Annotated in this window: 17 protein-coding genes; 4 read left to right on the top strand and 13 right to left on the bottom strand. The window is 43.4% G+C overall.

Annotated elements, in window-relative coordinates; translation table 11 throughout:
* Positions 1-62: 62 nt before the first annotated feature.
* Positions 63-563 carry a GNAT family N-acetyltransferase gene (locus tag L2755_RS06245; RefSeq protein ID WP_248979875.1) on the bottom strand — a complete coding sequence of 167 codons (501 nt, stop codon included), beginning with the start codon at positions 561-563 and terminating at the stop codon, positions 63-65.
* Between the two features lie 217 nt (positions 564-780).
* Here L2755_RS06245 and L2755_RS06240 point away from each other — a divergent pair, with 217 nt between their 5' ends.
* Positions 781-2,454, top strand: a complete 1,674-nt coding sequence (locus L2755_RS06240) for an FMN-binding glutamate synthase family protein (RefSeq protein WP_248979874.1) — start codon at positions 781-783, stop codon at positions 2,452-2,454.
* Here L2755_RS06240 and L2755_RS06235 read toward each other — a convergent pair.
* The 11 genes from L2755_RS06235 to sdhC form a co-directional block, all read right to left on the bottom strand.
* On the bottom strand, positions 2,446-3,369 hold the full coding sequence (locus L2755_RS06235; protein ID WP_248979873.1) for an AEC family transporter: 924 nt from the start codon (positions 3,367-3,369) through the stop codon (positions 2,446-2,448). The genes L2755_RS06240 and L2755_RS06235 overlap by 9 nt on opposite strands.
* Before the next feature lie 481 nt (positions 3,370-3,850).
* On the bottom strand, positions 3,851-4,159 hold the full coding sequence (locus L2755_RS06230; RefSeq protein ID WP_202289294.1) for a hypothetical protein: 309 nt from the start codon (positions 4,157-4,159) through the stop codon (positions 3,851-3,853).
* 261 nt (positions 4,160-4,420) lie between these two features.
* Positions 4,421-6,415 carry a methyl-accepting chemotaxis protein gene (locus L2755_RS06225; RefSeq protein WP_248979872.1) on the bottom strand — a complete coding sequence of 665 codons (1,995 nt, stop codon included), beginning with the start codon at positions 6,413-6,415 and terminating at the stop codon, positions 4,421-4,423.
* A 512-nt stretch (positions 6,416-6,927) separates the two neighbouring features.
* A complete protein-coding gene (sucD, locus tag L2755_RS06220) occupies positions 6,928-7,800 on the bottom strand; it encodes a succinate--CoA ligase subunit alpha (RefSeq protein ID WP_248979871.1) in 873 nt (290 codons plus the stop codon).
* Positions 7,800-8,966 (bottom strand): ADP-forming succinate--CoA ligase subunit beta, encoded by a 1,167-nt coding sequence (gene sucC, locus L2755_RS06215; protein WP_248979870.1) that lies wholly within the window; start codon positions 8,964-8,966, stop codon positions 7,800-7,802. The genes sucD and sucC overlap by 1 nt, the downstream gene beginning before the upstream one ends.
* A gap of 80 nt (positions 8,967-9,046) precedes the next feature.
* On the bottom strand, positions 9,047-10,240 hold the full coding sequence (gene odhB, locus L2755_RS06210; protein WP_248979869.1) for a 2-oxoglutarate dehydrogenase complex dihydrolipoyllysine-residue succinyltransferase: 1,194 nt from the start codon (positions 10,238-10,240) through the stop codon (positions 9,047-9,049).
* Positions 10,241-10,271: 31 nt separating this feature from the next.
* A complete protein-coding gene (gene sucA / locus L2755_RS06205) occupies positions 10,272-13,094 on the bottom strand; it encodes a 2-oxoglutarate dehydrogenase E1 component (RefSeq protein ID WP_248979868.1) in 2,823 nt (940 codons plus the stop codon).
* A gap of 202 nt (positions 13,095-13,296) precedes the next feature.
* On the bottom strand, positions 13,297-14,004 hold the full coding sequence (locus L2755_RS06200) for a succinate dehydrogenase iron-sulfur subunit (RefSeq protein ID WP_248979867.1): 708 nt from the start codon (positions 14,002-14,004) through the stop codon (positions 13,297-13,299).
* Positions 14,005-14,015: 11 nt separating this feature from the next.
* Positions 14,016-15,782 carry a succinate dehydrogenase flavoprotein subunit gene (gene sdhA / locus L2755_RS06195; protein WP_248979866.1) on the bottom strand — a complete coding sequence of 589 codons (1,767 nt, stop codon included), beginning with the start codon at positions 15,780-15,782 and terminating at the stop codon, positions 14,016-14,018.
* Positions 15,783-16,130: a succinate dehydrogenase, hydrophobic membrane anchor protein gene (gene sdhD, locus L2755_RS06190; RefSeq protein WP_248979865.1), complete on the bottom strand. Its 348-nt coding sequence runs from the start codon at positions 16,128-16,130 to the stop codon at positions 15,783-15,785.
* The gene (gene sdhC, locus L2755_RS06185) at positions 16,124-16,519 is read right to left on the bottom strand and encodes a succinate dehydrogenase cytochrome b556 subunit (RefSeq protein WP_248979910.1); all 396 of its coding nucleotides are present in this window, start codon (positions 16,517-16,519) and stop codon (positions 16,124-16,126) included. The genes sdhD and sdhC overlap by 7 nt, the downstream gene beginning before the upstream one ends.
* Before the next feature lie 410 nt (positions 16,520-16,929).
* Here sdhC and L2755_RS06180 point away from each other — a divergent pair, with 410 nt between their 5' ends.
* Complete coding sequence (locus L2755_RS06180) at positions 16,930-18,219, top strand: citrate synthase (protein ID WP_248979864.1); 1,290 nt, start codon at positions 16,930-16,932, stop codon at positions 18,217-18,219.
* Between the two features lie 138 nt (positions 18,220-18,357).
* Here L2755_RS06180 and L2755_RS06175 read toward each other — a convergent pair whose 3' ends face one another.
* Positions 18,358-19,209, bottom strand: coding sequence for an RluA family pseudouridine synthase (locus tag L2755_RS06175; protein WP_248979863.1), 852 nt, complete (start codon positions 19,207-19,209; stop codon positions 18,358-18,360).
* 418 nt (positions 19,210-19,627) lie between these two features.
* On the opposite strand from L2755_RS06175, the gene L2755_RS06170 reads away from it, so the two are divergent.
* Both L2755_RS06170 and L2755_RS06165 read left to right on the top strand, forming a co-directional pair.
* Positions 19,628-20,590, top strand: coding sequence for an IS30 family transposase (locus tag L2755_RS06170; RefSeq protein ID WP_248979862.1), 963 nt, complete (start codon positions 19,628-19,630; stop codon positions 20,588-20,590).
* A gap of 262 nt (positions 20,591-20,852) precedes the next feature.
* A complete protein-coding gene (locus L2755_RS06165) occupies positions 20,853-22,508 on the top strand; it encodes an SUMF1/EgtB/PvdO family nonheme iron enzyme (protein ID WP_248979861.1) in 1,656 nt (551 codons plus the stop codon).
* Positions 22,509-22,518 lie beyond the last annotated feature (10 nt).

The raw sequence follows: 22,518 nt of genomic DNA, 5'->3' as shown, positions 1-22,518 counted from the left end.
AAATTAAAATAATAAAAAACCAGCTCAGGCTGGTTTTTTGTTTTAGTGATTAAAAAATTCAGCTAGAGGTGTTTGTGAAAGACATTGACTTTATGCCCCATAAATTTATCTCTGCCACGTTCAGTCATGCCTAGCTTCTTAGCGACCCCTTCAGAGCCTTTATTACCGATCAAGATCAATGCAATCGCTTCTTTGATGCCGTAATCCATAAACTTAGATAGCGCTGCACTACCCGCCTCGAATCCAATACCTTGGCCCCAGTAAGCAGGCAAATAACGGTATCCCAGCTCGACTTCATCAAACTCTTCGATATATTTCGGCCCACAAAAACCGATGACCTTACCATCCGCTTTATGCTCTACAGCCCAACGGCCATAACCGAATTGCTCATAGTTTTTCAATATCATATTGTCTAAGATCTGTTTAGCCTGAGAAATATTCGTCATCGGCGCACCTGGGATATAGGTAAGGATTTCCGGAATGCTGTTGAGTAAGAAAATAGCTTTGGTATCTTTAGACTCAAACCTACGTAAGACTAGCCTTTCCGTTTCTGCGATTATCACGTTGAACTCCTTGGTATTGCGCTATCCATATGACTGCAACATACTGCTAATTGAGCTAAGTATGCCTATCTGTATTCACGACGCTATGACTACTATCAATACCAATATACCGAATTCAGGTCTAAATTAGAAAGTATTAAAACAAGTTTGCCTAAACAGCAAGAATGGCTTTCAATAGAACAGAGATTTGTCTGCTGCTATATAGTAAGGAACACTTATGACCATCATGCAAAAATTCTTTTGGATAATCGCTTCCTTAGGAAATTTGTTAGCCATCAATTTTGCCCTCAACCAAGTAGGCACTGGGACTATATTATTGCTGCTGTTTACCCTCAGTTATACCGTTGTCGGCTATTTTGATATGTACCACAGCAAGCATACGTTAAATCGCTTATACCCCGTTGTTGCCCATGTTCGATACTTCTTAGAATCTTATCGCGTCGAAATTCAGCAATATTTTATTGCCAATGACACTGAAGAAAAACCATTTAACCGCGAGCAGCGCTCACTGGTATATCAGAGAGCCAAGAATGTCCGTGACACCATTGCCTTTGGTACTCAGCGCGACCTTTTAGAGGATAATTATTTAAGCCTTTGGCAATCATTACACCCTCGACATGTGGTTGCAGATGCTAAACGTGTGCGCTTTGGTGGGCCTGACTGCTTAAAACCCTACGATGCCTCCTACTTAAACATATCAGCAATGAGCTTTGGCTCTCTGAGTGCCAATGCTATTGAAGCGTTAAACTTGGGCGCGCTCAAAGCGGGCTGTTACCACAATACCGGTGAAGGTGGTGCTAGCCCCTATCACCTAAAACATCATGGTGATGTCGTTTGGCAGATTGGCTCAGGCCTATTTGGCTGCCGTGATAATGAAGGCAACTTTAACCCTGAAACGTTTAGAGCGATGGCAACTCGACCTCAAATCAAGATGATAGAGATAAAGCTATCTCAAGGGGCTAAACCAGGGCATGGTGGCGTTTTACCCGCAGCAAAAATAACCGACGAAATTGCCGCTATACGCCATATATCCAAAGATAGAGACTGTTTATCACCTGCGGTGAATCCTGAATGTACAACACCAAAAGATCTGCTCAATTTTGTCGTTAAACTAAGGGAACTAAGTGAAGGAAAACCCATTGGCTTCAAGTTATGCATTGGTAATCCGGTCGAATTTCTCGGACTATGCAAAGCCATGCTTGAAACGGGGATCACACCAGACTTTATCACCGTCGATGGTGCCGAGGGTGGCACAGGTGCCGCACCCGTCGAATTTACTAATCGTTTAGGCATGATGTGTCTCGAAGGAGTATATTTCGTTCACAATGCGCTAATAGGCGCAGGATTAAGAGACAAGATTAATATTATTGCTTCGGGTAAAACCGCATCCAGTTTCGACTTGCTAGCAAAAGTTGCTATGGGAGCAGATACCGTTAATGCGGCGCGCACCATGATGATGGCTCTCGGCTGCATTCAATCTCGCCACTGTAATAGCAATATGTGTCCGACTGGCATTGCGACACAAGATCCCGCAAGAAGCAAAGCCGTAAATGTGGTTGAAAAAAGTGAGCGCGTTAAAAATTATCATCACAATACCATTGAAAGCTTCTTCGAACTGGTTGGAAGTATGGGCTTAGATAATCCAGCCAAATTAATGCCTCACATGCTTAAAAGGCGTACGCCATATGGCCTGTTAATGTCAGTAGGAAGTCTAATTGAACCACTAAAAGAAAACGACTTGATCGATGAAAAACCAATAGAGGGTCCTTGGATAGACTGGTGGAGCATGGCAAGCAGTGAGGACTTTTACAGTGAAGATAGCTATATACTATCGCCAGCTGAGTTTTCTCGCGCTAAACATGCAAGTCACAAAGTCAATCACTCACAATAAAATAGATAGCCACAAGCTCATTGTAAATACGCACAGTACAGTGGAAAGTACCACGGTACTGGCGATAACAGCCTGCTGTGCCTTTACTTGCACAGCGACAAGATAAGCATTAATACCCAGAGGAGAGGCACTTAAAAGTACCAATACCGCTAATAGTTGCTGCTCTAACATGAACAATGATCCGAGAGCATAAACAAAAGTTGGCAGCACTATCAACTTCACGAATGTAGCAAGTAATGCCAACTTCCAGTCTTTGGCCACTTTATAAAAGCTTAGGTTTGCACCCAGCACGAAAAGTGCACAAGCTAACGCAGGCTGACTGAGCAAATTAATACCATTAGCCAAATTATCAAACAGTGGAATGTGCAATATATTCAGTAGTAAACCTAAAGAGATGCTCATGACTATCGGGTTAAACATTATTCCTTTAACAAAAGGCCAATACTTAAAACCAGCCTCCTCTCCCCTTAATGCCAAAATGAATGTTAAAGAGAACAGCAATGCGCTATGAAAGGTAATGATGATAAATACAGTGCCCATCATCTCCTGGCCAAGCGCACCCACAATAATAGGCAGACCGACTAAGATGGTGTTCGAATAACTGCACGCTAAACCATAAGCTGAACCGTGTGCGAGTCGCTGGCTTTGCCCTTTACGGAGAAAGCAATATAGCCCCACACCGACACCATGTGCGGTCACTACAGGCAAGTAAAAGCATGCTAAAGCTGTTATATCAAAACTTTTGCTAAGATCTGCCTGAAACATGTTAATAAACAAAAAAGCAGGAATGCTGAGGTAGAAGGTAAACAAACTAATACCACTAATTTGCTCTTTAGAAAAAATTGACTTGTTTGTTAAAAAGTAACCTAATGTGGCCATAAAAATTAAGGGGAAAACAATTGAAATAATAGCCATTAGTGCTTCACTACGTCCTGTAATACCAGTTACATTAAAGATGTGTTCAATTCAGAGCTCTCTCAGGGCTCTTCAATGTAAGGCGCATCGTTGAAGAAATGGTTATTCCCTTTTGAGACAATGCAACACCACAGTGAAAGTCCTGAGAAGCTCACTAGGTGCGGGTTTCAAAGCCCTGTATGCTATGTTAGATGCTCTTGATATAGAATAACTATTAGCTTCAATCATCCGCCTTGCCTACAGGACTTTGAATTCCCGCTGAATGAACAACTACTTAATGTAATTGGTATAAAACCTTTAATTGAAACAAGTAAACTAACCTGAATCTTTAGGCCGCTATGATAACAGGTAAGCAATGAATCAAGATATTTATCAAAAGAAGATGAAGGAAACAATCAATGTTAGAGGTGGTTTAGTCAGTTCTAAGCGTCCGCTGCCGGAAATTCAAGAGATGGTTGCAAGTGCCTTGTAGCGTTAGCAACTATTTGTTGGAAATGTTCAGCGGTATAACATTACAAAATATCTCTTTCTCAAACTGCTGTTCAAGTTTATCCCGCCACGATTGCTTATTAATAGGGACTAGATAAAAATTCTCACGGGAAGTATCCGTTACAAAAGCCAAATCGTGACGCATGAGTTCAAAATGAATATCACTCACAAAATCTGATGAAAAATTTTGCCTACCCGTAAGTTGGTTGATATCTTTTCGACTTAAAGATACTCCTTCATTAAGCCCTTCAAACCTTAACCTTAACCAATCCGAAAACTCTTTTGCACTGACCATTGACATATAATCTACCTACAAGTTGCTCTATAGATAAATTAGGTATAACAGATAGTGCTTACAACGCCATATTTTGGCGTTAATTTGATAGCTTTATCACTATTAGTTCTAGTAGAACGGTAAATAATGTTATTAAACTCTAAAAACACTATGACGAAACGATTGAAATACACTAACGGTTATTAGCTAAATGACAATCGTGACGACCAAAATAAATTCGCAACTGTGTGTTTTCAACACTCTTTGTGGAACAATAACACTCGATAACTATGACTTAAATCGTGCCATTGATTTTATTAATTGTGAAGATTGAGATCCCGTCTGCTGTATCATTTCAGCTAGGGCTTGTGTTTGTACAACGGTGTTTGTCGCCATTTCGTCAATTTCAATTATCTCTAAATTCATCTGAATAGCGGTACTTGATTGCTGAGTAATCGTTGAAGATATATCAACCATATGTTGCTCAAGCTGTTCCATTGAGGCAAGTATACTTTCAAATTCTGGAATGATAGCCAAGGTCGCAGTTTGGTTGTTTTTTGTCTCATCTAAGCCTGAATTCATCACTGAAACTGCTTTTTTTGCGGTAGTTTGAAGCTGAGCAACAATATCGTGGATCTGCGTCGTCGATGTTTGTGTTCTTGACGCTAGATTTCGTACTTCATCTGCAACAACCGCAAAGCCTCGTCCCTGCTCCCCTGCTCTAGCAGCTTCAATGGCTGCATTTAACGCGAGCAGGTTCGTCTGCTCTGCTATCGCACCAATCACGTTGACGACTTCGCCAATTTTACTGGTGTCTTGCTCAAGTGCAGCCACCACATCTGTTGCTTGTTGGATCTGTTCAGCCAAATAGTTCATCTGCTGATTAACACTTTCAATATTAGCAACGCCGTTAACGACGCCTAATTTGGTTTCTGAAGCGATATTAGAGATATCGTGCACTCGAGATGCAACATGCTCACTGGTTTGTGCCATTTCAACCGAGGCACTTGCTACATTCGCTAACTGTGCTTTTTGCTGTCCGACAATGCTGTTGGTCTCATTGGTACTCACCAAACTCTGCTGTGAATTCTGATTAAATTTAATAGCCATTGAACTCGACTCATTGACCATCAACTGAATTTTACTCACAAAATCATTGAATGCATCAGATAACTTACCGAGTTCATCTTGTCGATTAATATTTATCCTGCGGGTAAGGTCGGCATCACCTTGACTGATGGAGTGCATCGCTTGCTGCAACTGTTGTAATGGTTTCAATTGCCAACGGATCAATAACCACATAAACAGTGCTAACACCATGCTAAAAGCGATTGAGTTGAGTATATTGTCAGTGATGGCTTTATGGACTGGTGCGGTGATGGCGTCTTCAGGTAACATCACTGCTACATTCCAATGAACCTCGGGGTTTTGCTTTTCATAAGTCTGGATGAAAACACGGTACTGCTGGCCTTGCCATTGGACCTCGTGCTCCTTGAGGTTTTGATCTCGATAATCTGACCACATTTTCTCGAATCCGCCGGCACCATCACCACGAAGCGCATCATCTATGGCAGCCATATCAAGCGTACTAAGATTATTAGCCACCATCAGCTCTACCATATTAGGAAAATTGATCAATAAACCCGTATCACTGACAACAAAAACATCCAGCCCGGGATAAATGCTCTGTAACTGCGCAAACTCACTATTAACCTCCTCTAGATCGAGATCCAAGCCTACGGTTCCAATTAAGTTGTTCTGCGCGTCGAAGGCTGGCGCTCTAAAAGTCAGTAAAATATCCCCCTCTGCATCAACATATGGATCGTTTACGTAATGATTCATTTGGCTAAGAAACTCCTGCCAAAATGGGCGTTTATTGATGTAATAATTCGGGTCTTCATTCTTACTATCGTGATCAAAGTATTCCCAGGTCGCAGTCGTTGTAAAAAAGAGACTCACAATCGCTGCATCGGCTTGCATCAGAGATTGAAAATACTCGCTTACGGGTTTAAGCACATGATGCTCTTCATAGCTTACCCCTCTTTCCTGAATTGAGTTAATAGCTGCTATGGTATTAGGATGGGTAAAAATGGCATCGACTTGGTTATTTCTTGAATACAACATATGATCGATTTTAGCGGTAAGCTGCGTGAGGATACGACTAACTTCACCTTTTAATGCCACAGATGAATCCTGTTGTACTTGATTGGTTTTGACAATTAAACTGCCTAGCGTAATCAAGGTTAAAGTGAGTAGTAAGCCTGCAATGAATTGTCTGACCATACTCTTTCTTAGAAAAATCATCGAACATGTGCCCCTAATTTATAATGATTTGAATGCATATCATCTCAATAGCGCTAAGCAAATATGGTGTAACTAGCTTTGCTTTAAATATAAATTGAATTTTTAGCGCCCATATTTGATCGACTCCTTACTGAAAGCCGTTTCCTGAAAGATACACAAGCTGCCCAACGAAAGTGCGCCACATGTTAAAAACAAAAATGCAACACAAAATACAATATACTGACTGCATTTTTTATTCTAGTGCCGAAAGGCTAATTGGGTTTTAGCTGAATTATTTTCAGCACTTAATCGCTCAAAGAGCTCATCTCGTCGCTGTTCTAACGTTATAAATACAATATAAGAGTCTTAAATTAATGTAGGGCAATGAAAAACAGAGGATAATAAATTTTCAAAGTAAAAAGAGAGAGGATAAGAAGTATTGGAGTGAAGATGCTTCAATAAAAAAGCCACCCTATTGCTAGAGTGGCTTCAGGCGAACTAAACCGCTGGTATTACCAACCTGTTCTAGTACGCAGTGCTTTACCGATATCAGCAAGAGAACGCACAGTCGTTACGCCTGCAGCTTCAAGAGCCGCAAACTTGTCTTCTGCAGTACCTTTACCGCCAGCGATAATGGCGCCAGCATGACCCATACGCTTGCCTTCAGGTGCAGTAACACCAGCAATGTATGAAACAACAGGCTTAGTAACGTTCGCTTTGATGTATTCAGCCGCTTCTTCTTCAGCAGTACCACCAATTTCACCAATCATTACGATGGCTTCAGTCTGTGGATCGTTTTGGAACATTTCCAATACGTCGATGAAGTTAGTCCCTGGAATAGGGTCGCCACCAATACCAACACATGTTGATTGGCCGAAACCTTCGTCAGTCGTTTGCTTAACGGCTTCGTACGTCAACGTACCAGAGCGAGAAACAATACCGACTTTACCCGGCTTGTGGATGTGACCAGGCATGATACCAATCTTACATTCACCCGGAGTGATAACACCTGGGCAGTTTGGACCGATCATGCGTACGCCAGTTGCTTCAAGCTTAACTTTAACTTGAAGCATGTCTAGCGTAGGAATACCTTCAGTAATACAAACGATAAGCTCAATGCCACCGTCGATCGCTTCAAGGATTGCATCTTTACAGAAAGGTGCTGGTACGTAGATAACCGATGCAGTAGCACCCGTTTCAGCGACTGCATCTTTAACAGTATTAAATACTGGCAGACCTAGGTGAACATTACCGCCCTTTCCAGGTGATACGCCGCCGACCATCTGAGTACCGTAATCGATAGCTTGCTCAGAGTGGAATGTACCTTGACCGCCAGTGAAACCTTGACAGATAACTTTGGTATCTTTATTAATTAATACAGACATTATTCGCCCTCCGCTGCTTTAACTACTTGCTCAGCTGCGTCAGTAAGACTTGAAGCTGCAATGATATCTAGATCTGAGTTCGCTAGAACTTCACGACCAAGTTCTGCGTTAGTACCTTCAAGACGTACAACAACAGGCACTTCAACACCAACTTCTTTAACTGCGCCAATGATGCCTTCAGCAATCATGTCACAACGAACGATGCCGCCAAAGATGTTCACTAGAACCGCTTTAACGTTTGAATCAGACAAGATGATCTTGAATGCTTCCGCAACACGTTCTTTAGTTGCTCCACCGCCTACATCGAGGAAGTTAGCTGGCTTGCCGCCATGAAGGTTTACGATATCCATCGTACCCATTGCTAGGCCTGCACCGTTAACCATGCAACCCACGTTTCCGTCTAGTGCAACATAGTTAAGTTCAAACTTAGCCGCGTGAGCTTCACGAGCATCATCTTGTGATGGATCGTGCATGTCACGGATTTTAGGCTGACGGAATAAAGCGTTACCGTCGATACCAATCTTGCCATCAAGACAGTGAATGTTGCCTTCGTCTGTAATAACAAGTGGGTTGATTTCAAGCAGTGCGAAATCATGATCTTCAAACATCTTCGCTAAGCCCATGAAGACTTTAGTGAACTGCTTCATTTGAGTTGGGTTTAGACCTAACTTGAAGCCAAGATCGCGAGCCTGAAAAGGTTGAGCGCCGGTAGTCGGATCGATGATCGCTTTATGAATTAGCTCTGGCGTTTCTTCTGCCACAGTTTCAATATCAACGCCGCCTTCAGTTGAAGCCATGAACACAACACGTCGTGTCGCACGGTCAACAACAGCACCTAAATACAGTTCATTTGCAATGTCAGTACAGCTTTCTACTAATATTTTAGCAACCGGCTGGCCTTTTTCATCAGTTTGATAAGTAACAAGATTCTTACCTAACCATTTTTCAGCAAATGCTCTGATCTCTTCTTTGTCGCCTGTGACTTTAACGCCACCTGCTTTACCACGGCCGCCAGCGTGTACTTGACACTTAACAACCCACATATCACCGCCAATATGTCCTGCAGCTTCAACAGCTTCTTGAGCTGTATCACATGCAAAACCTTCTGACACTGGTAAACCATATTCGGCAAATAAAGATTTTGCCTGATACTCATGCAAATTCATGATGATCTATCCATTATACTTCTTATCAATTTTTCAACAGGCCCTAATGGACCTGCAACGAGGGTATTGTCTGTCTTGATTTATAGGTCAAGTAGCAGACGGGTTGGGTCTTCTAGGAAGTCTTTAATGGCAACCAAATAACCAACCGACTCACGACCATCAACGATACGGTGATCGTAAGAAAGTGCGAGGTACATCATAGGCAGGATTTCAACCTGTCCATTAACTGCCATAGGGCGATCTTTGATGGCATGCATGCCCAAAATCGCGCTTTGTGGCAGGTTCAAAATTGGCGTCGACATCAATGAACCGAATACACCACCATTAGTGATGGTGAAGTTACCGCCAGTCATGTCAGCAACAGTTAATTTACCGTCACGTCCTTTTAGCGCTAACTCACGCACGTTACGTTCGATATCTGCAAGACTCATTTTGTCAGTATCGCGAAGCACTGGAGTCACCAGGCCACGGGGTGTTGATACTGCTATGCTGATGTCGAAATAGTTATGATAAACAAGTTCGTCACCATCGATAGACGCGTTAACTTCTGGGAAGCGCTTCAGTGCTTCAGTCACAGCTTTAACGTAGAAAGACATAAAGCCTAAACGAATGCCGTGGCGCTTCTCAAAAATTTCTTGATACTGCTTACGGATATCCATAATTGGCTTCATGTTAACTTCGTTGAACGTGGTTAACATGGCAGTAGAGTTTTTAGCTTCTAGTAGGCGATTAGCAATCGTCTTACGTAAGCGACTCATAGGAACACGCTTTTCGCTACGCTCAGCTAGCGGCGCGGCAACGGGTGCAGGAGCGCTAGTTGCAGCTGGAGCTGCTTTAGCTTTTTTAACAAATGCTTCAACATCTTCCTTAGTAATACGCCCACCCACACCGGTGCCTTTAACTGCACTTGCACTAATATTATGCTCAGCAATTAAACGTCGAACCGATGGGCTTAACGCGTCACTTGTCTCTTCAGCTTCTGCTGCAGGAGCTGCTGCTTCGGCTTCAGCTTTAGTGACTTCTTGACCTGCGACTGCGCCAGCGACGAAGTTAGCAATCACGGCTTCGCCTAAAACTGTATCGCCCTCTTCCGCAAGGAATTTAGCAATCTGGCCATCTTCTGGTGCTACAACTTCAAGTACGACTTTATCAGTTTCAATATCAACAAGGATTTGATCACGAGAAACTTGCTCGCCAGCTTGAACATGCCAAGTAGCAATAGTTGCATCAGCTACAGATTCTGGCAGTACGGGTACCTTAATTTCGATACTCATGGATAACGATCCTTTTATATAGTGTCTATTACTACAGATTTAATGCACTGTTAATTAACGATTTTTGTTGCTGAGCATGCAATGCAGGGTATCCACATGCTGGCGCAGCAGAAGCTTCACGACCGGCATAACTCAATTGAGCTCCTGCGGGTATAACGCTCCAAAAATGATGTTGGCTACAATACCAAGCCCCTTGGTTCTGCGGCTCTTCTTGGCACCAAACGAAATCTTTAACATGAGCATAATCAGCAAGAATCCTAGCGGCTTCTTCATGTGGGAACGGATATAACTGTTCTACACGAATAAGCGCGACATTATTCTTGCCTTCTTTACGACGACACTCTAATAACTCAAAGTAAACTTTGCCGCTACAGAAAACGACTCTGTCCACTTCACTAGTATCTAACTCATCGATTTCGCCAATCAGATTCTGGAATGTACCTTGCGCTAACTCCTCCAAGCTTGAAACCGCTAATGGATGACGTAGCAGTGATTTCGGTGACATAACCACAAGTGGGCGACGCATAGGACGTACCACTTGACGACGCAGCATGTGGTAAACCTGAGCTGGCGTAGATGGCACACACACTTGCATGTTGTGGTTAGCACAAAGCTGTAGAAAACGCTCGAGACGTGCACTTGAATGTTCAGGGCCCTGACCTTCATAGCCATGTGGCAATAGCATCGTTAGACCACATAAACGGCCCCACTTTTGCTCACCAGATGACAAGAATTGGTCAATGACGACCTGTGCACAGTTAGCAAAATCACCAAACTGAGCTTCCCAAAGTGTCAGTCCACCGGGTTCTGCTGTTGCATAGCCATACTCAAACGCCAGCACTGATGCCTCTGACAATACAGAATCAATTAGATCGATTGGACCTTGGTCTTCAGCGATATTACGCAGTGGCATGTAAGCCGTTGCATCATTTTGATTATGCAGCACAGCATGACGATGGAAGAAGGTTCCACGACCGGAATCTTGACCGGTAATGCGGATACGCTTCTTATCTTCAACAATAGAGGCGTAGGCTAACGTTTCAGCAAAGCCCCAATCGAGAAGCTTTTCGCCTGCGGCCATTAAAACACGGTCTTTGTAGATTTTAGCTACGCGAGATTGAAGCTTATGACTTTCAGGAACATAGCTTATTTTATCCGCTAAGTTTCTAATTCTATCCATCGACATCTGCGCAGGATAGTCATCATTCCATTCAGCACCTATGTAGGGTGTCCAGTCCACAGAGTGCAACGTCATCGGACGCCACTCTTTAACCACACAATCACCGTCATCTAATGCATCACGATAGGCATTCACCATTGACGTGACGTCATCGCTGCCCAATGTGTTTTCTGCGATTAGTTTATCGGCGTAGATTTTCCTAGGTGTTGGATGTTTTTTAATTTGAGCATACATCAGTGGCTGTGTCGCACTCGGCTCATCAGCTTCGTTATGGCCATGACGACGATAACAAACTAGATCAATCACCACATCACGCTTAAATTCGTTACGATAATCAACCGCCAGTTGCGATACAAATGCCACCGCTTCTGGGTCGTCAGCATTTACGTGGAAAATAGGCGCCTGTACCATCTTAGCGATGTCAGTACAGTATTCTGTTGAACGAACATCTTCAGTCAGGTTGGTAGTAAAACCGACTTGGTTGTTAACAACGATACGGATTGAACCGCCCACTTTAAAGCCGCGAGTCTGAGACATATTAAATGTCTCTTGCACAATGCCCTGACCAGTAATTGCTGAATCACCGTGAATGGTGATCGGCATCACTTGCAGACCGGTGTCGCATTTGCGTCGGTCAAGTCGTGCACGGACAGAACCGATAACCACTGGATTTACGATCTCTAAGTGAGACGGGTTAAAGGCGAGCGCTAGATGGACATTGCCACCGGGTGTTTCAAAGTCCGACGAAAAACCTTGGTGATATTTAACATCACCAGAGCCGTTAAGCTCATCGCTATGCTTGCCGGCAAATTCATCAAACAACTCTGATGGCTTTTTACCAAGCACATTAACGAGCAGGTTCAAACGACCACGGTGAGCCATGCCGATGACGACTTCTTTAGTACCAGCATCACCCGCACGATAAATTATTTCACGCATCATAGGAACAAGTGCGTCACCACCTTCGAGTGAGAAACGTTTGGCACCTGGGAATTTAGCGCCTAGGTATTTTTCGATACCTTCGGCGGCATTTAACCCTTCGAGAATGCGAGTTTTATCGGCTTTCGAATATTGTGCGGCACCAAGAGACGGTTCGAGACGTTGCTGGAGCCAGCGTTTCTCGTCCGTGTCAGTAATATGCATATATTCTGCGCCAATTGAGCCACAATATGTCGCTTTCAAGGCTTTAACGAGATCAACCAGCTTCATAGTGTCACCACCATGAGCAAACGAACCGGTATTGAATTCGCGCTGCATATCGTCGCTATCTAGACCGTGAAAAGCGGGATCTAGCTCAGAGACTTTATCGCGCTTCCAAATATTTAGCGGATCCAAATTCGCGTTCTGGTGACCACGAAAACGGTGTGCGTTAATCATCTGTAGGACTTTAACTTGTTTTGCATCGACTTCATGATCGGTCACCTTAGGTGAACCTTTCTGACGTCCATCTAATGCAAGACTACGAAAATAGTCGCGTACTTTAGAGTGGGCAGCTTCAGGCACGTCACTAGATGTACCATTCACTAGAGGGAGGTTATCAAACACGACACGCCAGTCTTCGGTTATTGACTGAGGGTCTTCTTGATAGGCTTCATACATCTCTTCTACATAGGTCGAATTCGCGCCATTAAGATGAGACGATTCAAGCCAGGCTTTCATGATGCCTTGGTGCATTTCTATTCCTTTCAAACTGTATACACGTGCTTAGCCAAAGTCATAAATACAGACCCTTGTTGTAACCAAGGGTTCTGCAATCTCTGTAGCCCCGAGAGTTCCAGATTTACTATTATTGTCTTCCATGACACAAAAAGAGTCACTCTCACGAGTGAAAGTGACTCCCATAGAGCTATATCAATATCGGCTCTTTAATTTGCATCTAAATGGCTCTCTTCAGAAGCATAGACTTAATGTGTCCAATTGCTTTTGTCGGATTAAGCCCTTTAGGACAAACGTCAACACAGTTCATAATACCGTGACAGCGGAATACACTATAGGCATCATCAAGCTCTGATAGACGCTCTTCAGTCGCAGTATCACGGCTGTCGATCAAGAAGCGATATGCATGAAGCAAACCACTCGGACCGATGAACTTATCAGGGTTCCACCAGAACGAAGGACAAGCGGTAGAACAACATGCACACATGATGCACTCATAGAGTCCATCTAGATGCGCACGCTCTTCAGGTGACTGCAGATGTTCACGCGCAGGCGTTTTCTCATCGTTAATCAAGTAAGGCTTAATCTTTTCGTACTGGGTGTAGAACTGGGTTAAGTCTACAATTAAGTCACGCACTACCGGCATGCCTGGTAGTGGGCGGATCTCAATTTTCTTGTTCTTGAAGGTCGAAATAGGCGTGATACACGCTAAACCATTTTTACCATTCATGTTAACACCATCACTACCACAAACACCTTCACGGCATGAGCGTCTAAATGACAATGTTGAATCTAACTCTTTCAGCTTTATCAGTGCATCTAGTACCATCATATCAGTACCTTCGTCTACTTCTAAGCTGTAATCCTTCATGTAAGGCTTAGTATCTACATCAGGATTGTAGCGATAAACTGCAAATTCCAATTTCATCGGGGCTTCTCCTAGTAGGTGCGCTTAACAGGCGGGAACGCGGCACGAAGCTTAGGCTTCATGTTCACATCACGCTTAGTCATAAGCTCGGTGATCGGGTCGTAAATGCTGTGGCATAACCAGTTTTCATCATCACGCTCTAAATAATCTTCACGTGAGTGCGCACCACGACTTTCGGTACGGAAATTCGCTGCTGTTGCAGTCGCAATTGCTGTCGCCATCAAGTTATCAAGCTCTAAACACTCTATGCGCTGAGTGTTAAACTCAGATGAATTGTCAGAAAGCTTGGCGTTAGCTAGACGTACTCGAATCGCTTTAAGCTCTTCAAGGCCTTCAGCCATTGCATCACCACTTCTAAATACTGAGAAGTTAAGCTGCATACAAAGCTGTAGATCTTTACGGATAGTCTCTGGATCTTCACCGTCTTTGTTGCTTTCCCAACGATTCAAGCGTGTAAGAGAAGTGTCAATCTCCGCTTCAGTTGCATCTTTCGGATTAGGCGTTGCATCGAGTGCTTTACCCAAATGCTGACCTGCTGCGCGTCCAAAGACAACTAAATCGAGTAGTGAGTTACCGCCTAGACGGTTAGCTCCGTGTACGGATACACAAGCAATCTCGCCGACGGCAAACAAACCGACGATATCTTCTTCAGTGCCATCGGCATTTTGGCGTAGAACCTGACCGCTAACTTTAGCCGGCAAGCCACCCATCATATAGTGGCACGTTGGCAATACTGGAATGGGACCATCTGCTGGATCAATATGGGCGAATGTACGCGACAGTTCACAAACACCAGGAAGACGTGCTTCCAGTGTTTCTTTACCTAGGTGATCCAACTTGAGTAGCAAGTGCGGACCTAAAGGGCCATCTAGACCACGGCCTTCACGAATTTCAGTCATCATCGAACGTGCTACCACGTCACGAGATGCTAAATCTTTCGCGTTAGGCGCATAACGTTCCATGAAACGTTCACCGTCTTTGTTGAGTAGATATCCACCTTCACCACGACAACCTTCTGTCACAAGCACACCAGCGCCCGCGATACCCGTTGGGTGGAACTGCCACATTTCCATGTCTTGCATCTGAACGCCAGCGCGTATTGCCATACCGACGCCGTCACCAGTGTTAATATGCGCATTGGTAGTCGATGCGTATATACGCCCTGCTCCACCAGTCGCTAGAATTGTTGCCTTAGCTTTAAAATAAACGATTTCACCAGTTTCAATTTCGATTGCAGTACAACCAACAATGACACCGTCTTCGTTTTTAACTAAATCGAGCGCGTACCACTCAGAAAAGACTTGAGTTTTGTGTTTAACATTTTGTTGATAAAGACAGTGAAGTAGAGCGTGACCGGTACGGTCAGCTGCTGCAGCAGTACGAGCCGCCTGTTCGCCACCAAAGTTCTTTGATTGGCCGCCGAACGGACGTTGGTAAATAGTCCCGTTTTCAAAACGAGAGAATGGTAAACCCATCTGCTCTAATTCGATAACGGCTTCTGGACCTGTCTTACACATAAACTCAATCGCTTCTTGGTCACCGATAAAATCGGAACCTTTCACGGTATCGTACATGTGCTGTTCCCAGTGATCTTCGTGGGCATTACCCAGTGCTACGGTAATACCGCCCTGAGCGGATACAGTGTGAGAACGTGTAGGAAAAACTTTAGATAACAGCGCACAGCTCTTACCTTCTTTTGAAATCTGTAATGCCGCGCGCATACCCGCGCCGCCAGCGCCGATAACAACAACGTCAAATTCGCGAACTGGAATACTCAATTAAACACCCCACACAATTAAAATGCCTGCAGCCATATAAGAGAAGGCGGCTACGACAAAAACAAACTGAAGCACACCACGTAATGACACACACTTAACGTAATCGGTAAGTACCTGCCAAACTCCTATCCATGCATGGACTAGAATCGCAACCAGTGCGAGAAGTGTGAAGACTTTCATCGGCAATGCACTAAATAATCCGTGCCATGCGTCAAACGTCAATGGAGAGCTACATGCGATAAAACCAACCATGAAAATGGTGTAACAGGCTAGAATTACTGCACTTGCACGTATAAGAATAAAGTCATGGACACCACTGCGTCCAAGGCTTGCTGCATTAGTTACCATACCCAAATCCCCGCGATGATAGAAAACACTACTGATAATGCTATAGCGACTTTAGCTGAAGTTAATCCTGAAGAAAATTCTTCCCAGTAGCCGGCATCCATCACTAAGTGGCGTAAACCCACTATCAAGTGATAACCCAACGCGGTAAGAATTCCCCAGACGATAAACTTAACGATAAAGTTATCAAAAAGAGATTGGACGCCAGCAAAACTTTCAGCGGATGCTAATGATTCATTAAGCAACCAGATAAGAATACCGACAGCAAACAACATAATAACGCCCGATACACGGTGTAGGATGGACGCGATCGCAGTTGCAGGGAACTGCATAGTCTGAAGATCTAAATGGACAGGTCTTTGCTTTTTCACGTTCTGCTCACTCTGCTCAATTGAGCTAATTTTTGTTATATGAACCGCTTTTGTTCAGATCCCCATCTGCGAACTAGGTCACAGTTTAAGCTCTTCACAAAAGAAAACTTGAAACAAACATTTAACAGTTTAGCGAACACTAATTAAGGTTGTAAAAAAGTGATAACTATTCGCTAATGTCTGCAGCTCATCTGAGCCGCAGCAAGTATACGTGGGTGAAATGTCAAATACAAACATCACATTATGCAAATTTTGTTTTTTTGGTAAAAAAATATGCCAAGCCCCTGTTGCAACAGGTGGTTATTGACAATTAAGACCATGGTCTAACAAATTAAAACGCTTATTTAAATTGAAATGTGATCTGGATTCGCTGTAAGGTATTGGGGTTTGATAAGCCGCACTCAATAAGAATGAAGTAAGGAGAATGGGGTATGGCTGAAAATATAGCCAAGTTAGAACTACCAGGGAACGATTCAATCGATTTGCCGATCAAGAAAGGAACGGCAGGATTTGATGTAATAGACATCAGTAAACTAGGTAGCAAAGGTTACTTTACTTTCGATCCAGGATTTCTCGCGACAGCCTCCTGTGAATCAGCTATTACTTACATAGACGGCGCACAAGGGATCCTGCTTCATCGCGGATACCCTATCGGCGAGTTGGCAATAGACTCTGATTATTTAGATTTATGCTACTTGTTGCTTTACGGAGAGCTTCCGAATAAAGCACAGTACGACACTTTCGTACACACAGTTAAAAACCACACCATGGTGAACGAGCAACTTGCAGCCTTCTTTAGAGGTTTCAGACGTGATGCTCACCCAATGGCAATGCTATGTGGCGTTACCGGCGCCCTTTCTGCATTCTACCAAGACTCTTTGGATGTGAATGACGAGCGTCATCGTGAAATTGCTGCTTACCGTTTGGTGTCAAAAATGCCAACCATTGCAGCAATGTGCTACAAGTATTCAATTGGTCAGCCTTTTGTCTACCCACGTAACGATTTAAGTTACGCTGGTAACTTCCTCAGCATGATGTTTGCAGTGCCATGTGAAGATTACAAAGTTAACCCAATCGTCGAACGTGCTATGGATCGTATCTTCATACTTCACGCTGATCACGAGCAAAATGCATCGACTTCTACTGTTCGTTTAGCAGGTTCTTCAGGCGCTAACCCGTTTGCTTGTATCGCTGCGGGTATCGCGTCTCTTTGGGGACCGGCTCATGGTGGTGCAAACGAAGCGTGCTTAAACATGCTTGAAGAGATTGGCAGTGTTGACCGTATTCCAGAGTTTATTGCACGCGCTAAGGATAAAGAAGATCCTTTCCGTCTAATGGGCTTTGGTCACCGTGTTTACAAGAACTTTGACCCGCGCGCTAAAGTTATGCGCGAAACGTGTCATGAAGTTCTAGCTGAGCTAAACGTCAATGATCCACTGTTAGATGTAGCAATGGAACTTGAGCGTATCGCATTAGAAGACGATTATTTCGTGTCTAAGAAGCTGTACCCGAACGTTGATTTCTACTCAGGGATCATCATGAAGGCTATCGGTATTCCAACAAGCATGTTCACTGTACTGTTCGCCCTAGCGCGCACTGTCGGTTGGATTGCACATTGGAAAGAGATGTTAGATCAGCCTGGTCATAAGATCAGTCGTCCTCGCCAGCTTTATACTGGTGCTGAAGAGCGCAGTTTTGTTGCTAAAGACAAACGCGACTAATTACCCTCGTTAGTAATTAACAGCTAAAAGGCACTCATTGAGTGCCTTTTTTATTGCCTGCGTCAAACATTTACCTTGATTGACATCGGCAGCCAATAATAACTTCATTAATGGTGCGCATGGTGAGTTAATTTGCTGCTATCGGAGCAGATTAAGAAAGTCATCCGGTGCGGGTGTCTCGAAGGTGAGTCGCTTGCCAGTCTTTGGTCGCGTAATACTCAGGCGTAATGCATGCAGCCCCATGCGCGGGCCTTCAGTTCCATAACGGGGATCGCCAATCAGCGGATGCCCTAGCCAAGCCATGTGGGCACGGATTTGATGTTGTCGACCCGTCTCCAGTTGAACTTCAAGCAATGACCGCTCCCTCACTGTTCGCTGGGTGTTAAAATGCGTAATGGCTTTTTTAGCTTCTGGATGTGGACCAACTATCATTTGATACTTCTCAGGATCTATTCTCAAGGGTTGGTCAATGGTGCCTTGACTCGGATTAGGGCAACCCTCAACCACCGCAAGGTAGGTTTTTTCAGCCTCAGCCCAACCATCCATAACGGCTTCGCGCATCTCGCGAGAAGTTGCAAACATCAAAACACCCGATGTATCACGGTCAAGCCGATGTACAGGCCAAAGATTAACAGTACGCTTAGGACGCGTGAGCTGCTTGCGAAGAATGGCAAGCGCATGGTCTTTGTTTTCATTGGCTGTTGCCACTGACAACAAGCCAGCAGGTTTGTTGATGACGATAAGATCGTTGTCCGAATACAAGATTTCAAGCCGGGAGACTTTAAGTTGCACGTTCTTCCCCGTTGCCCGAACTTCCACGTCATCGCCGACGTTGATCTCATGATCATGGCGCATGATAGGCTGACCGTTGACGATTATGCATCCTGTTGTCAGCCGTTGTTTTATTTTGCTGCGACTCCAGCCTTTTAGCTCGGTGGTGAGGAAAGAGAGTAGAGGCGATGCCTGTTTCACTCGTAATCTTTCAGACATAGTAAGTTGTTCTCCAGCTTGGTGTTTCCAGTAATTCAATAGACATAATGATCATACCAACGGCCACATAACAGGCAAATAATACTTGGCTAAAATTGGCGAAAAATGAGCATTTAAAGTGCATCCGATGCGTTTATTAAGTGTCGCGGCACTAATTTTCAGTAATAAAATAAATGAATTCAGTTATCGAATTTGAAGCATGATACCGATAATGCTCTCATTATGTCCAATGAACGGCCACATAAACAAACATAGCCAGCCATTGAAATAAAAATAACAAACATAGCCAGCCATTGAAATAAAAATGCCGCGTTCAACATGCAAGTGCACCATTACCACTAACTCATTGAAGAGACAGTCATCCTGAAGCTTCTGCTACTGTTTATGTGCGACCATAACACAGCAGAGGAGCTCCAAGATGACCTACAACCACCTTAGCATGTATGAAAGAAAAGCGATCTATTACCGCTTTAACTCAGGTGAGAGTTTAAGATCCATCGGACGGTTTATAGGGCGTCACCATACGACGATTAGTCGAGAGATAAGTCGAAATAAGCCTCTGACATACACTTATTTCGATAATGCCGCTCAAGAAAAAGCACTGGCTAGAAGGCAAATTCCCAGGCATCAAAAAAAATACTCAAATATAAAGCTTCGCACTACAGTTATTACGCTTTTAAAGCGGGGTTGGTCTCCAGCGACTATCTCGGGTCGACTAAAGTTAGAACACCCTGACGATCCTCTTTTTCATGTTAGCCATGAGGCCATTTATCAATGGGTTATTAAAGACTTTAAGCACTCTGGAAACCTATATTGCTACTTAGCAAAAAGGCATAAAAACAGAAGAAAGCAAAGGAAATACGGTGACTTACGTGGTCAAATAAAAGGCAGGATCAGCATTCATGATAGGCCTCAGGTCGTAGATACCCGCAGTCGTATCGGTGATTGGGAAGGAGATCTAGTTGAAGGGAAAAAGGGCTCTGGTTACTTTGTAACGCATCTAGAGAGGAAGAGTCGATACTTAATAGCAAAGAAAATCGATGACAAAAAAGCGGCATCATTTAACCGTGTATCAATTGAAGCTTTTCAAGCATTACCTGAGGCGAAAAGGCTTACGCTAACACTCGATAATGGCAAGGAGTTTAGTGCGTTTAAAGAGCTTGAGAGCGCTGTAGGTATCGATATTTACTTTGCAGATCCCTATAGCTCATGGCAAAGGGGAGCTAACGAACATGCCAACGGCCTTTTAGGGAGATACTTCCCTAAAGGAACTGACTTTTCAGCGGTCACAAGCGAACAATTAGAAACCATTGTAAACTTAATTAATAACAGGCCAAGAAAGATACTAAATTACCAAACACCAGCAGAAGTATTTAGATGATTTGATGTGGTGCACTTAGATCTTGAATTCGGCTAACATTAACATTAAAAAACACGAACTTTCCACATGGTGAAGGTTTCGTTCACCACTTCATGCTGAATCAATAATGATAAGTAACCATGCTATCTAAATTTTCTATCATTTTTCTATAACCGAAAATTTATTGAATATATTCAGGACTTTTTGTAGCACTACTTGCTTCAATCAACTTTTATTGGCGGTTTGGATTCAAACCACAGTATAAGCAAAAAAGGAATTGAATATGGGTTACAAAAGAGTTTCGCTAGTATTGGCTTTGGTATTTTCAAATGGTTCGGCTCATGGTGCTTTCATTGAGCCGCCTATAGTAACCATTCCAAATGGACAATTTTTAATGGGTCGTAACGAAGGAAAAGACAATGAACAGCCAGTACATCAAGTAACCATCGACTCCTTTCGCTTCGGCAAATATGAAGTAACAGTTAAAGAGTTCAGCCTATTTATAGACGATACTGGATATCAAACACCTAAAGAATGTTACCACCAACCAACTGAGAACTGGATAGCCCATATGAGCAAAGGCTCATGGGATAATAACGCACTAACCATCAATGAGTATCAACCAGTGGTTTGTATTAATGCTACAACTGCTTCTGCCTACGCTGATTGGCTTTCAGCTAAAACGGGAAAGCATTACCGATTACCTTCAGAAGCTGAATGGGAATATGTTGCTAAAGCAGGGCAACATACCAAGTACCGTTACAGTGACTTACCCAATGACCCCCGTATTTGTGAATATGCCAACATTGCAGATAAAACAGCTGAACAAAAAGCACAACAAGATTTTGGTGCCAGTTATATTGGCACAATAGGCTTGACCCCGTGTGATGATTCCTCAGGTTACTCCAGTATCGTAGGAATGTATGAGCCTAACAGTTTAGGGATCTATGATTTAATTGGTAACGTACAAGAATATGTACTCGATTGTGATAACGCCAACTATAACGATGCTCCAACTGATGGTAGCGCCTGGTTGTCAGGAAGTTGTGATAAAAATGGCTTGCGTGGTGGCGCTTGGCACTGGTACGAGTTCTCGCCAACACAAAGATCTTCAATTCCTTCAGATTTTACTGGTGTGCTTGAGGGATTTAGATTGGCTCTAGATATCGAATCAAATCACGATAACGCAGAGATTATTTCAGCCGTCTCATTTGAAAAGTCATTAAAGCAAGCACAAAGAACTGAAAGAAAAGTTCGGCTAAATTTGCTTCCTTACCCTCGTAAACCAAAAGCACTCAGTCTAAAAATAAATGAGGTTAATGATGAGGTCAGTTTGTCTTGGGCAAATAACACTGATGGATATACTGAAAGCTATAACGTCTACAGTACACAAGCTTTTGGAGGGCAGTATAGAAAAATCGCTTCAGATATTAAAACTCCTCATTACATAGTATCAAAGCCATTCCCTCGTAAACATAGTTACACTGTTGCCGCTGCCAATAGCGATAGGTTCAGTGAATACAGCGAACCGGTAACAACTGAAGATACGATATGGCCCATTCCAGGTAAAATTCAAGCAGAAGATTACAACTCAATGTCAGGCATGCTTGTCGAGAAAACCAAAGATACGGCAGGCGGGCTACTTCTTACAGGATGGGGCTTCATTAGGCAGGGGAATTGGGCACTATACCAAGTAAATATTAAAGAAGACGGCCTTTATCGTTTAACCTATAGAGTAGCGAGTTCAGTCAATAGTGCTGGATTTGACATGTCTATAAATGGTCAAACTTCGGCAAGCTTTAAGGTGCCAGATACCGGAGGTTTAGGCCTGTGGCAATCAGTAAAAGGCAAAGAGATTTTTCTGCAAAAAGGTACCCATTCATTAAGAATTACCGCATTAGCAGATCAATGGAAGCTTAATTGGCTATCTTTTAATTAGCATACTTCCC

The organism is Shewanella abyssi (assembly GCF_023284025.1).
GTDB lineage: Bacteria > Pseudomonadota > Gammaproteobacteria > Enterobacterales > Shewanellaceae > Shewanella > Shewanella abyssi.
Note: the sequence above shows the minus strand (reverse complement) of the source record. Positions and strands in the feature narration are given on the sequence as shown.